This window comes from Enterococcus sp. DIV0167 (assembly GCF_050541555.1).
Taxonomy (GTDB): domain Bacteria; phylum Bacillota; class Bacilli; order Lactobacillales; family Enterococcaceae; genus Enterococcus; species Enterococcus faecalis.
The window spans coordinates 1,731,272-1,745,584 of record NZ_CP172933.1 but is presented as its reverse complement, the minus strand read 5'-3'; the positions used below and the strand labels follow the sequence as shown (position 1 = coordinate 1,745,584).

Annotated in this window: 10 protein-coding genes; all 10 read left to right on the top strand. The window is 33.5% G+C overall.

What is annotated here, in order from left to right; translation table 11 throughout:
- The first annotated feature begins 72 nt into the window (after window positions 1-72).
- The 10 genes from IGM09_RS08430 (at window position 73) to IGM09_RS08385 (ending at window position 14,272) form a co-directional block, all read left to right on the top strand.
- Window positions 73-1,470: a sugar transferase gene (locus IGM09_RS08430; protein WP_002356909.1), complete on the top strand. Its 1,398-nt coding sequence runs from the start codon at window positions 73-75 to the stop codon at window positions 1,468-1,470.
- 134 nt (window positions 1,471-1,604) lie between these two features.
- Window positions 1,605-2,363 (top strand): glycosyltransferase family 2 protein, encoded by a 759-nt coding sequence (locus tag IGM09_RS08425; protein WP_033625053.1) that lies wholly within the window; start codon window positions 1,605-1,607, stop codon window positions 2,361-2,363.
- A 15-nt stretch (window positions 2,364-2,378) separates the two neighbouring features.
- Window positions 2,379-3,221, top strand: a complete 843-nt coding sequence (locus IGM09_RS08420; protein ID WP_033625052.1) for a LicD family protein — start codon at window positions 2,379-2,381, stop codon at window positions 3,219-3,221.
- A 319-nt stretch (window positions 3,222-3,540) separates the two neighbouring features.
- On the top strand, window positions 3,541-7,200 hold the full coding sequence (locus IGM09_RS08415) for a GW dipeptide domain-containing protein (RefSeq protein ID WP_430619669.1): 3,660 nt from the start codon (window positions 3,541-3,543) through the stop codon (window positions 7,198-7,200).
- Window positions 7,201-8,337: 1,137 nt separating this feature from the next.
- Window positions 8,338-9,042 (top strand): IspD/TarI family cytidylyltransferase, encoded by a 705-nt coding sequence (locus IGM09_RS08410; protein ID WP_002378508.1) that lies wholly within the window; start codon window positions 8,338-8,340, stop codon window positions 9,040-9,042.
- A gap of 12 nt (window positions 9,043-9,054) precedes the next feature.
- Window positions 9,055-10,113 carry an NAD-dependent epimerase/dehydratase family protein gene (locus IGM09_RS08405; RefSeq protein ID WP_002378507.1) on the top strand — a complete coding sequence of 353 codons (1,059 nt, stop codon included), beginning with the start codon at window positions 9,055-9,057 and terminating at the stop codon, window positions 10,111-10,113.
- Between the two features lies 1 nt (window position 10,114).
- Window positions 10,115-11,095, top strand: a complete 981-nt coding sequence (locus tag IGM09_RS08400; RefSeq protein ID WP_010713260.1) for a glycosyltransferase family 2 protein — start codon at window positions 10,115-10,117, stop codon at window positions 11,093-11,095.
- 15 nt (window positions 11,096-11,110) lie between these two features.
- Window positions 11,111-12,505, top strand: a complete 1,395-nt coding sequence (locus IGM09_RS08395; RefSeq protein ID WP_002401289.1) for an O-antigen ligase family protein — start codon at window positions 11,111-11,113, stop codon at window positions 12,503-12,505.
- Window positions 12,506-12,507: 2 nt separating this feature from the next.
- Window positions 12,508-13,332 (top strand): LicD family protein, encoded by an 825-nt coding sequence (locus tag IGM09_RS08390; protein ID WP_033625050.1) that lies wholly within the window; start codon window positions 12,508-12,510, stop codon window positions 13,330-13,332.
- A 22-nt stretch (window positions 13,333-13,354) separates the two neighbouring features.
- Entirely contained in the window at window positions 13,355-14,272 is a 918-nt protein-coding gene (locus IGM09_RS08385) for a hypothetical protein (RefSeq protein WP_010707341.1), read from the top strand.
- Window positions 14,273-14,313 lie beyond the last annotated feature (41 nt).

Below are 14,313 nucleotides of genomic sequence, written 5' to 3'. Positions count from 1 at the left end.
ATTATGGTAATATAGGGGTTGCATGTTATTACAAATAATGTAATTACTGGAAGTGAAGAGAGGAAGTTTTTAATGACATCAAAAAGTGAATGGAGTAATGCAAGACGAATTGTAATTATTTTAGCAGACGTTTTGCTCTATAATTTATCAATCATCTTAGGGTTTATGGTGAAATTTGGCCGAGAAATTCCTTCATTTAACTTTGTGGCTTATGAAAAATCTGCAATTTACATTTCAATCTTTTTTATCTTTTTGAATTTGTTGTTAGGTGCGTATATTTTTTATAATCGCAAAATTAGTGACATCATTTTTGTCACGGTGATTGGTCAAATTTTAATGACTTTAACGATTATGATTGTGACATTTGCCGGACGTTGGTTTACGTTCCCGCGTTCTGTTTTAGGATATTCCTTTATAATCGGAATTATTGTTCTAAGTCTTTGGCGAATTCTTGTTTATTATCTTTACTTAAAGGTCAGCAATGAGCGAAAAGTTGTTTTACTAGGTAAAGAAAATCAAGTTATGCGGTCAATTCAAAACTTTATGTCTGATAAAAATAACAAGCATAAAGTAACGAGTGTTGTTGTCAGCAATTACTATGAAAACTTAAAAAAAATTATCGATGAAATCGATATTGTTTATATTTCAAGTAATGTTGATGAGAACGAAAAAGTAAAATTGTATCAATTAATTGTCAAACACAAGAAAAAAATCTTTTTAGATACAAGTTTTGAAAATCTAATTATGTTAAAACCAAACATGATGAACTTTGAAGATGAAAGTATTATCGAAGTCTCAAATTTTGAAATCCAACCAGAAGAGAATTTTATTAAACGTTTATTCGATATTTTAGTCTCTGTTTGCCTATTTGTGATTACCTCCCCCTTAATGCTTATTGCAGCGATTTTAGTCAAAGCAACCTCACCGGGACCAGTGATTTACAAACAAACTCGGATTACATTAGATCAACGTGAGTTCTCGATTTTAAAATTTAGAACGATGTCGGCAACAGCGGAAGCAAAATCAGGTCCAGTCTTATCTACAAGTAACGACAGTCGCGTCACTACAGTTGGTAAATACTTGCGTGCTTTACGTATTGATGAGTTGCCACAACTAATCAATGTTATTCGCGGAGATATGTCCATTGTCGGACCACGTCCTGAACGACCATTCTTTGTTGATCAATTTAATCAGGAAAACCCGAATTACTATTTACGTCACAATGTACGTGCGGGGATTACCGGCTATGCCCAAGTTTATGGGAAGTATGCTTCTGACTACAATAGTAAATTGAACTTTGATTTACTGTACATCAAGAATTATTCATTACTGTTGGATATGAAAATTCTGCTTCAAACCATCAAAATTCTCTTTGATAAAGTATCATCAAGAGGATTGGATGAGTCTGAAGAACGTGAAGAATTGACGATGGATTATTGTAAAGAGAATGCTATTAGAATTTACCGTTAAAAGTTTGAGACATAAGTTATTTAAGCTTATGTCTCAAACTTTTTTTGGAAACAAGGAACGTTGAAATAATAAAAGAGCTATGCGATAATATAAACTGTTACATTCTTACATAAAATGCAACGAGGAGTGAACAAATGGAAACAGCACTTGTTTCAATTATTATGCCTATGTACAACGCGGGCAAATTTTTATCAAAATCTATTGAAAGCGTTCTGGAACAAACCTACCAGAAGTGGGAATTATTACTCATTGATGATGGAAGTAAAGATGATTCTATTGATATTGCACTTGCCTTTATGGAAAAAGATTCAAGAATCTTTTTACTGAAAAATGAACAGAACATGGGCATTGCAAAGACCAGAAATAAAGGAATTGAAGCTTCAAAGGGACAATATATTGCCTTTTTAGATAGTGATGATTTATGGCTTCCTAATAAATTAGAAGTTCAAATCAAGTGGATGGAAGAAAAAAAACTTTTATTTACATGTAGTTCTTATTTTGTATGTAATGAAAATGGCAACATTACTCATGATCGTAATTTTAGTGAGGGACCACAAACCTATCAAGATCTTTTAAAAACAAATACTATCGGCTGCTTAACGGTCGTAGTCGAATCTAATCTGCTTAAACGCCATTTAATGCCGGATTTAAAACATGAAGACTATGCTACTTGGTTAAACATTTTGAAAGAAATAAATACGGTCTATTTTATTAACGAAAAATTAGCCATTTATCGTAAGCTAACCACCTCTACATCTTCTAACAAATGGAATACAATCAGTTGGGTTTGGAAAATTTTGCGTCAAAATGAACAATTTTCAGTTATTAAAAGTTCATTCTACTTAATGCGTTTTTTATTCTATACAACATTTAAATATGCAAAGAATGAATAGGGAGGAAAAGGAAAAGTGGAACAAACAACACAGACGCAATTAGTAGAAATTCAACAAGTCGTTTTACGCATGTCAAAATATTTTGTGGCTTTTTGTGAAGAACATAATCTAACCTGTTATTTTTGTGGAGGCGGTTGTATTGGAGCAATCCGCAGTCAAGGTTTTATTCCATGGGATGATGACTTAGATTTCTTTATGCCAAGACCAGATTATGAAAAATTAAAAGTGCTTTGGCCTAAATATGCAGATACAGAACGTTATCCATTGTTAGTTGCTTCAAAAACTTATAATGATCATAATTCATTTATGACAATTAGGGATGCACAGACAACGTTTATTAAAACCTATCAAGATGGATTAGCGATTCCTCATGGTATTCCTATCGATATTTTTCCTTTAGATGGTGCGCCAAAAGGAAATTTTCAAAGGAAGAAACAAAAAATTTGGGCATTAATTTATGCTTTATTCTGTTCACAAGTGGTACCAGAAAAACATGGTGGCATTTTAGCAACGGGGAGTCGGGTATTATTGAATATCTTTCCATCGAAAAAGGTTCGCTATCATATTTGGCGCTTTGCTGAAAAAAGAATGACTAAGTATTCCTTCGGCTCCACTCCTTATGTTACAGAATTATGTGTCGGACCACGCTACATGGGTAATATTTATCATTTGGAAGATTTTAAATCTGCTATTTTTGTTCCGTTTGAAGATACAAAAATGCCAATACCAGTGGGCTACAAGCGCTACTTAACACAGGTTTTTGGGGATTATATGCAATTGCCACCAGAGGAAGATCGTCAACCTCATCATGAAGCGCTAATTGTTGATACTAAAAAATCGTACACAGAATATCTTTAAAAACTTCAATTATTTATACTGAGGCTGAACGTTATCTATAAATAGCGTTCAGCATTTTGTTGTAAAAAAATAAATAACATAATCAATGTAATAAAAAGATAAAGTTTAGAAATAAAATAGTAAAAAAAAGTTAGCAAGATTTTCTTGACGTAAGCTAAAATTTATTAGAAAATTATTTGAAACTAGTGCTCATTCTAATCAGTTTTGAGAAATTTCAATTTGAAAAGTAAAAAATTGTTGGTTTCAAGTAAAATTTACATACTATAATTAAATGAGGATTAATTGTAAACAATACGCAAAAAGAAGGGTTAAATAAATAATGAAGAGAATAAATAAAATATCTGTTATTACAATGCTAATGTTGACAGCATTGGTTCCTAGTTCATCAATAGTGTATGCAATCGATGCATCAAGTAGTGAAAGTGCAGAAGAAGTAATTTCTACGGATACAGCAGAAACACTAAACTCTACGTCATCTAGCGGGGAAACTTCGACAGAAAGTTCTTCTAGCACCTCATCTTCAGTTCCTTCGGAAACAAAAAATAGTTTGGACACGAGTGATGCTAAAGACACTTGGCAATCAAAAGATGCTGAAGAAACTTCGGAAACGACTAGTTCTTCAGAAGCTAATAATAAAGATGAAGACGAAATCGTAATAACAGAGGATATGAACAAACCTATGGGATCAGGAATGAAAGGAACGAGAAGAAAAAGAGCCGCATATGCCTATGGTGATCCTATTAGCATAACAGAGGCAAATCGTCCGCCTAAAAACTTTATCGATGTATCTTCTTGGAATGGTAGTTTAAGTGTAGCAAATTATCAAACTATGAAAAGTTATGGGATAGGCGGAGTGGTCGTTAAAATGACCGAAGCGACAACTTATCAAAATCCAGAAAGATTTGCACAAGTTCAAAATGCAAATGCAGTGGGAATAAAAGTATCCGCCTATCACTATAGTCACTTTACAACAAAAGATCAGGCAATAAAAGAAGCAAACTACTTTGCCGATACAGCAATTAATACTGGATTACCAAAAGACACTTTAATGATTAATGATGCAGAAGAAGGTAGCATGAATAATGGACAATTGACAGCTAATTCAATTGCTTTTGCTAATCAATTAAAAGCAAGAGGTTTTACGAATGTATTACATTATTCAATGGCAGCATGGTTTACAGAAGGAGTTTTATCGCCTACACAACTAGGGACTGAAAATATTTGGATTGCTCAGTATCCTTTTGAACCGACTGCAGATCAGTTATGGCACAAAAATGAAGGTTATGCGGCATGGCAATGGTCTTCATTATTAACGATTCCAGGTGTTGATATCGGCGTAGGTGTGTTTGATATTAATGCTGATTACACTGGACGATTTACATCTAGTGGTGGAAAACAGTATGATGATTTAATTAGCCAAAAAAACTACGATTATAACGCAAAAGTAAAAGTAGCGAGTGAAGCAAAAAAACATGATGTATACAATGGAATTTACAATGTCGGTCCAGGAGTTTCTAGTATGGGTAAAGGGGACATATACGCAGGGCAAGCCGCCCATATTACAGGGTATGCGAAAACTAGCCGTGCAGAATTTTTGCGATTTGCGATTGGAGGCAAAACAATTGGCTGGATGAATAAGCAGGCGTTTACCCCTACTCTCAATACAGCGACTTACACGAAAATGAACAAACAAGGCATTATCGCAGATGCATCAATTTCTAATGGACATGGGGTCTTTAGTAAAGCGAACAATACTGCCGAAGATGGCGAGAACTTGGGACGTGCTTCTCAATATGCCAACCAAGTCGTAACCATTATCCAGTCTGCAAAATTATCTAATGGTCTGACCACATACCAATTTCAATTGAATGGCAAAACAATCGGCTGGGTAGATAGTCGAGCATTTGGAACAATCTTTGATGATTTAATTAGTCAAAAAAACTACGATTACAACGCAAAAGTAAAAGTAGCGAGTGAAGCAAAAAAACATGATGTATACAATGGAATTTACAATGTCGGTCCAGGAGTTTCTAGTATGGGTAAAGGGGACATATACGCAGGTCAATCCGCCCATATTACAGGGTATGCGAAAACTAGCCGTGCAGAATTTTTGCGATTTGCGATTGGAGGCAAAACAATTGGCTGGATGAATAAGCAGGCGTTTACCCCTACTCTCAATACAGCGACTTACACGAAAATGAACAAACAAGGCATTATCGCAGACGCGTCAATTTCTAATGGACATGGGGTCTTTAGTAAAGCGAACAATACTGCCGAAGATGGCGAGAACTTAGGACGTGCTTCTCAATATGCCAACCAAGTCGTAACCATTATCCAGTCTGCAAAATTATCTAATGGTCTGACCGCATACCAATTTCAATTGAATGGCAAAACAATCGGCTGGGTAGATAGTCGAGCATTTGGAACAATCTTTGATGATTTAATTAGTCAAAAAAACTACGATTATAACGCAAAAGTAAAAGTAGCGAGTGAAGCAAAAAAACATGATGTATACAATGGAATTTACAATGTCGGTCCAGGAGTTTCTAGTATGGGTAAAGGGGACATATACGCAGGTCAATCCGCCCATATTACAGGGTATGCGAAGACTAGCCGTGCAGAGTTTTTGCGATTTGCGATTGGAGGCAAAACGATTGGCTGGATGAATAAGCAGGCGTTTACCCCTGCTCTCAATACAGCGACTTACACGAAAATGAACAAACAAGGCATTATCGCAGACGCATCAATTTCTAATGGACATGGGGTCTTTAGTAAAGCGAACAATACTGCCGAAGATGGCGAGAACTTGGGACGTGCTTCTCAATATGCCAACCAAGTCGTAACTATTATCCAGTCTGCAAAATTATCTAATGGTCTGACCACATACCAATTTCAATTGAATGGCAAAACAATCGGCTGGGTAGATAGTCGAGCATTTGGAACAATCTTTGATGATTTAATTAGTCAAAAAAACTACGATTACAACGCAAAAGTAAAAGTAGCGAGTGAAGCAAAAAAACATGATGTATACAATGGAATTTACAATGTCGGTCCAGGAGTTTCTAGTATGGGCAAAGGAGACATATACGCAGGTCAAGCCGCCCATATTACAGGGTATGCGAAAACTAGCCGTGCAGAATTTTTGCGATTTGCGATTGGAGGCAAAACAATTGGCTGGATGAATAAGCAGGCGTTTACCCCTACTCTCAATACAGCGACTTACACGAAAATGAACAAACAAGGCATTATCGCAGACGCGTCAATTTCTAATGGACATGGGGTCTTTAGTAAAGCGAACAATACTGCCGAAGATGGCGAGAACTTAGGACGTGCTTCTCAATATGCCAACCAAGTCGTAACCATTATCCAGTCTGCAAAATTATCTAATGGTCTGACCGCATACCAATTTCAATTGAATGGCAAAACAATCGGCTGGGTAGATAGTCGAGCATTTGGAACAATCTTTGATGATTTAATTAGTCAAAAAAACTACGATTACAACGCAAAAGTAAAAGTAGCGAGTGAAGCAAAAAAACATGATGTATACAACGGAATTTACAATGTCGGTCCAGGAGTTTCTAGTATGGGTAAAGGGGACATATACGCAGGTCAATCCGCCCATATTACAGGGTATGCGAAAACTAGCCGTGCAGAATTTTTGCGATTTGCGATTGGAGGCAAAACAATTGGCTGGATGAATAAGCAGGCGTTTACCCCTACTCTCAATACAGCGACTTACACGAAAATGAACAAACAAGGCATTATCGCAGACGCGTCAATTTCTAATGGACATGGGGTCTTTAGTAAAGCGAACAATACTGCCGAAGATGGCGAGAACTTAGGACGTGCTTCTCAATATGCCAACCAAGTCGTAACCATTATCCAGTCTGCAAAATTATCTAATGGTCTGACCGCATACCAATTTCAATTGAATGGCAAAACAATCGGCTGGGTAGATAGTCGAGCATTAAAAAAATAATAGTGAAAATACTTATTGAATCACACACAGAAAGAGCCTGGGACAAAAATCACTTCAGATTTTTGTCCCAGGCTTAAAAATTGATAAACGGCGGAAACAGTAGCAACACTATGCGTTGCATTGTTCTCAACAACTTCTATGGTGTTTTCTCGACATACGTCTCGTCACAGTCCGGCCGTCAAAAGAGCTAAAGCGCTAAAAGTTGCAATGTTTCACTGTGAAGCATGAATAGATGAAATCATCGTACACTACACTTCGTTTCGATCTCTTCAATTTCTAAGTCTTAAAGGACTAAGAGATTGAAGAATTCGGTGAAGGTCCTTCTTATTCTTCTAAAGAATTTTGGAAAGGGAAGTGCGCCGTAGTCGCAAATTTAAGGAGTACTCTTTTGAAATTCATGCAAGAGAGTAGGTTTTAATGGCAGATTTCCCTAACAAAGTGAGACTATTAGAGAGACAATGGAAACATAGATTAAAAAATTTATTTAGCGACTATCTCATACGTTGGTTCCTCATCAAAAAGCAATAATATGTACTATTGAATTCCTTTATTTTGAAAATATTTCAAGGAAAGTTATTATCTGAAAATTTAATTCATATTAGTTGTGGACTTGTATAACAATTGGAATTATACGACTAGTTTAAAACATAAAGTCAATGAATCAAGGAGTATTCTTATCGTCGTATCTTTTATTTCAACTAAGGTAGGGTTTGTTAAAGAATGTATTATGGACAGGCTCTTAAAGAAAATACTATTTTTGAAAGTTAACAATAATTGAAGAAGATCATTGGGAGCTACATTTATTAGTATAACGATCATCGAAGTAAAGAAACACTTGGTTTGGCAATTCCTATCAATTTTTGTCAAGAACAACAATTAAAAATAAAGTGGAAAATACACTTAATAAAAAGTCAAACTTTCCGAAACCTGTCCAGATTTATATTCATCAATGAGTTTTTTCTTAATCAAATATTTACAGTTCGATTAAGGTCTACGATAAATTATTGAAACTTACTGTTAGTTATGAGAAAATGTAAAAGATTGAATGCAGTTTTGGCTGTGTTGATGAATATATAAGTTAAACAAAATTGAAATAAAACTAGTTGTTGACTAGTTAGAGAAAGGATTTTGTATCAAATGATTACAGCTTTAATTATTGCCGGTGGGGTCGGTAAACGAATGGGGCAGGAGATTCCTAAACAATTTATTATGGTAGAGGAAAAACCGATAATTATCTACACATTGGAATCTTTTCAAAAGCATCCACTCATTGATCGAATCTTAGTTGTGTGTAAAAAAGGTTGGGAACAAACACTAGATGCCTATGCAAAAGAGTACCATATTGACAAATTACAATGGATTATTCCAGGAGGAAATTCTGGTCAAGAATCAATTAACAATGGGGTTAATTTCTTAAAAGAACATTCAAATCCAGAAGATACTATTGTTATCCATGACGGGATTCGCCCATTAGTTGATGAATTAGTTTTATCTGATGTAATTGTTAAGTGTCAAGAATATGGAAATGCAGTGACTTCGTTGCCATATAATGAACAAATTTTTGTAAAAGAAACTGAGGAAACAACTCGACAATATATTAATCGTGAAACATTACGTCGCGTGTCAACACCACAAGCCTATAAATTTGAAAAATTAACTTGGGCTTACGAAAAAGCATTCCGTGAGAATATTGGTATTTCTGAATCGTCATACACAAATACTATGATGGTGGATTTAGGCGAAACATTGTATTTTGCTTTAGGCTCAGATAAAAACATTAAGTTAACCACACAAGATGACTTACAGTTATTTAAAGGCTTCTTGAAAATGAAAGAAGAGTAGTGGAGGGATACCATGTTATTTACAGACGATAATTATTTATCAGACGTTGAACGAGTTTTAGAGAAGACACCAGATTGGACGAAAGTAACTAATAAATCTGTTTTTATAACTGGTGCTTCAGGCATGATTGGGACCTTTTTAATTGATGTGCTTATGTACCAAAATAAAACGAGAAATGCGAATATTTCGATCTGGGCGATGGGACGAACATTGTCGCGTTTAGAAGAGCGATTTACTAGTTATCTAGAAGATCCGTTATTCCATATAGTTATCGGAGATGTCACAGAAGAAATTCAGATAGCAGAAGCTTGTGACTATGTGTTGCATTGTGCTAGTAATACACATCCTAAATCATATGCCAGTGATCCAATTGGAACGATTATGACCAATATTGCTGGTACGCAGCATATTTTAGATTATGCGGTCAAAGCGAATAGTGAAAAAGTGTTATTTTTATCAACTGTTGAAATCTATGGAGAAAATCGTGGAGATCTTGATAAATTTACGGAAGACTATTGCGGCTATATTGACTGTAACACGCTACGGGCCGGTTATCCCGAAGGAAAAAGAGCAAGTGAATCATTATGTCAAGCCTATATTCAGAAATATGGTATTGATGTTGTTATTCCAAGAATTAGTCGTACTTTCGGGCCTACGATGTTACTTTCGGATAGTAAAGCTTCTTCTCAATTTATTATGAATGCAGTTCATAAAGAAAACATTGTGTTAAAAAGCGCAGGGACCCAACTATACTCTTATGCATACGTTGCAGATATTGTATCTGCTCTTTTATTTTTATTAGTTAAAGGGCAAAAGGGGGAAGCTTACAATGTTTCAAACGAACATTGCGATATTACGTTACGTACTTTTGCGGAAACATTAGCCAATGTGGCTGGAACAAAAGTGATTCATGGTGAAGCCACCGCCCAAGAAAAACAAGGATTTTCTAAAGCAACAAAAGCACTACTAGACAATCAAAAAATCTACGCATTAGGTTGGCGGCCTCTGTACGACAGTATGGAAGAACCATTAAAACATACAATTAAAATTTTAGAAGGTAGCGGAAATTGATATGCCCAAAATTAGTATTATTGTTCCTGTATACAATGTAGAAAAATATTTAGAAAAATGTGTACGCTCTATTTTAGCTCAAACGTTTACTGACTTCGAATTAATTCTGGTGGACGATGGCTCTCCAGACAGTTCTGGAGCAATGTGTGATCAGTTTGCTGAACAAGATCAACGGGTAAAAGTTATCCATAAAGAAAATGGAGGGCTGAGCGATGCTCGTAATGCTGGAATTGAAATAGCGACAGGTGAGTATTTAGGTTTCGTAGACAGTGATGATTACATTGCAGATGATATGTATGAACTATTATATACAAATATCGTAAAAGAAGATGCCGATTTATCAATCTGTGGTATTTATGATGTTTATGAGGGAAAAGAACCTGTAGAAAAACAACAGCAATATATAGTACTAGATAAAGTAGCAGCAATGAAAATGATTTTAGAAGCTAAAGTTGTATCTGTTCATGCTGTGAATAAGTTATATAAAAAAGAAATTTTTGAAGATATCCGATACCCTGTAGGCATGATTACAGAAGACGGTGCAGTTATTTTATCTATCCTAGAGCATACAGAGAAAATTGTTATTGATACGCAACAAAAATATTATTATTTTCACCGTGCCAATAGTATTTCAAGCAATCTTTTTTCTAAGAAAGATTTAGATACAATCAATGTTTGGAAAGAAAATGAAAATTATATCTTAGACTGGTATCCTGAATTATCTAATGTTGTTCATACACGTGTATGTTGGGCAAATTTTATAGTATTAGATAAAATGATGAATAGTAAGTTAAATAATGAAGAAAAAAAAGTTCAAAAAGAAATTGTTACTTTTTTACGAAAAAATTTTAAATTTATAATGAAAAATCAATATTTTACTATGCCTAGAAAAGTCGGAGCAATCGCACTTCAAATCGGAGTACCATATTATAAGATGATTGCTATATTGGAAGAAAAACATAGGAAAACAAAAAATGAATAAATTAGGAGTAGTATTATGTGGGTAAATAACTTTTTGGAAAAAACGAAATTACCGTTTTTAATAATTTTTGAATTTATGCTTTTATTAAGAACAATTAGTCTTTATAGCTTGTTACCAAGTAAGGTAGATACTCTGGTGTTTGGGTTGATATCAATTTGGGCGATGGTTTATATTCTAAATCAGATGTTTTTTATTCTAAAAAATAAAAGATTTAAACAATTTGATCCGATGTTAGTCATTTTTATAGTCATGCTTTTTTTTGTAACACTCATTCATTACCAAACGTATTTTATAGCTAACCTAAAATTAGTTATATGGCAGGCTATTTTTTTATTAGTTATTTATCAAATTGGTAAAGAACAAGATAAAAAAACATTTAAAGTATTAGAAAAAATTCTTTTAATAGTTTGGGGATTGTTAGTAGTTATCGCTATTTGTATGTTTTTTATACAGTATTCATATACAGCGCCTTTGGATAAAATTTATAATGGCTTAAGAATTGGCTTTTTTGAAAATCGTTTATATGGGGTATTTGCCGACCCTAACTTTGCAGCTACCATTTCTGTTGTTTCAATAATTTTATCGGTGTCATTGCTTTTTCAAACTACTTTGAAAAAGTGGAAATGGTTATTGATAATGAATACTTTGATACAATGGATATATATAACTTTATCTGGATCAAGGACGGCTTTTGTAGAGCTAATGGTAATTATTTTTGTGGGTTCGTTTTTTGTGGTGTATCAAAAAACGACTGAAAAAAAATTAGGTTTACAACTTTTATATTCTATTATTACAAGTATTGGTATGGTCTTTTTTGCCTATATAGCAACGAAGCTAATTGAAAGAGGAATGTTAGCTATTTTAGATTTGTGGAATAACGTAGAATACAAATCTACAACGAACGTTTCAAAAAATCGACCAGATGTTTCTTTGGATAGACCAGACGTAGAAAACAAGACAGATATTTCTAATAATCGTTTTGGACTTTGGAAAAGTTCGTTTGAGATATTTCAGTCAAATATCTGGTTTGGTACCTCTCCTAGAAATTTGGTAACATATGCCCAACACTATTTACCTAATACTTTGATTGCGGTTAAACAACAAACTTCGCATAATTTTTTCTTTTATACCTTAGCGACAACGGGGCTGGCAGGGACTATTCCGTTAATTCTGTTTTTAATTAATAAAATCCTAACAACATTGCAAGTTTTATTTTCAAAAAAAATCAATATTTTTAATGATAATTTTTTGAGAAATGTCTTAATTGTACTGACTATTTTAGTTTCGGCAATGTTTCTAACAGAATTAATTTTAGTTAATAAAATTGGTACCTTTTTATTTTGGCTATATTTAGGTTCTGTATCTAGTCAATTAGTAAAAAACAATAATAAATTCTTATTTTGGAGATAAAAATGAAACCATTAACGATTAAAGAAATACAAGAAACGAGCACAGAAATATTAGTATATATTGATAATATATGTCGTCAAAATAATATTGAATATTCTATTTACTACGGTAGTTTAATTGGTGTTGAAAGGCACCAAGGATACATCCCTTGGGATGATGACTTGGATATTGTCTTAACGAGACCTAATTATGATCATCTAATTAATATATTATCTAAAGATAAAAATTATCTATTATTGAGCTTGGAAACAAGAAAGAACTATCGCTATACGTTTGCAAAATTAGTTGATACTAGAACATGTGTTAAATCGAAGCAATTTTATAATAGTGAGGACCCAGAATTAGGTGTGTTTGTCGATATTTTTCCGATTGATGGTTTTCCAACCACATCTTCTGAACGTTTAGATTTTGGTCGTCAATGCGAGTCATATAGAGAAAATATGTTAGCTACCTTAAATAATTCTTATGCCATTTCTAAATCTCGATGGAAAGCATACTTAAAACGAGTACTTCTATATCCAAGGTACCGAAAATTACTTAAACAGGGAGATTATGATTTTTGGAAACGTAAATTTATGGATAAAGTAACTACTTATCCGATTGAATCATCTATCGAATGTGGTTATATTGAATTTATCAACGAAGAATGGGGTGTTTTTCCAAAAGAATGGTTTGATCATTATGAAGATGTGTTATTTGCTGGCAATAAAGTTCGAGCAATCAAAGACAGAAAACTATTTTTATCATTACGTTATGGAAATTATATGGAATTACCACCTATGTCTGAACAAGTAACGCACCATCCGTATACTTTTTATTGGAAATAAAGTAAAAAAGGTAGGAAAAATAATGGATTATAATCGCATGATGATTATTACTTTAGATGAAAAATCAGTTCTGTTTTCAACTGATGCGCAAAAATTAGGTGTACATGTAGAAAAATATTTTTCTAAACGTCCTTTTATTGTTAAATTATTAAATCAATTAGATAAAAGAATAGACACTACATTTGCAAGATTTTTTTATGGAGAGTGGAAAAATAATCTCTCTGAAATAGATTTTATTTTGTTGAATTCTCATTACTTTTCACGACCGGTAATTAAATATTTAAATCGTAAATATCCGCATATCAGGATTGCTATATGGTATAGTAATCCTGTTGAAAAAGATACACCGGTTTCTTATTACGCTGATTTAAACTGTGAGCTTTGGTCCTTTGATATAGGTGATTGTGAAAAATACCAAATGCATTTTAATAACCAATTTATAGACGAGACAAAGGTTGTTGCTAGTCAGGAAGATCCAAAGTATCAATCTGATGTTTGTTTTATTGGTGTAGATAAACAGCGTCTCTCTTATTTATTAGAGTTAGAAGCGTACTTTGTAGAGTGTAATTTGAATCCTTTTATCTATGTAGTAGATTCTTCGAAAAATTCTTATTCAAACTATGACTATAAGAAGCCTATCTCTTATAGTGAACTCATTAAGTATGAAGCAAATACATCGGCTATTCTAGATGTTGTACAGGAAAATCAACATGGAATATCATTAAGACCTTTAGAGGCATTATTTCTTAATAAAAAGTTAATTACGAATAATCGCACAGTTTTAAACATGGATTTCTATGAAAAAGAAAATATATTCTTACTAAATAAACAAAATATGTCTGAGATATTAACGTTTTTAAAGGTACCTATGAAACCAGTTGCTGAAACTGTTAAAGAGAAGTATTCATTCAAAGGTTGGTTAAATAATTTTTTTATTTAAAGTACGAAAAATGAAAATCTTTGATGAATATTTTTTTGATT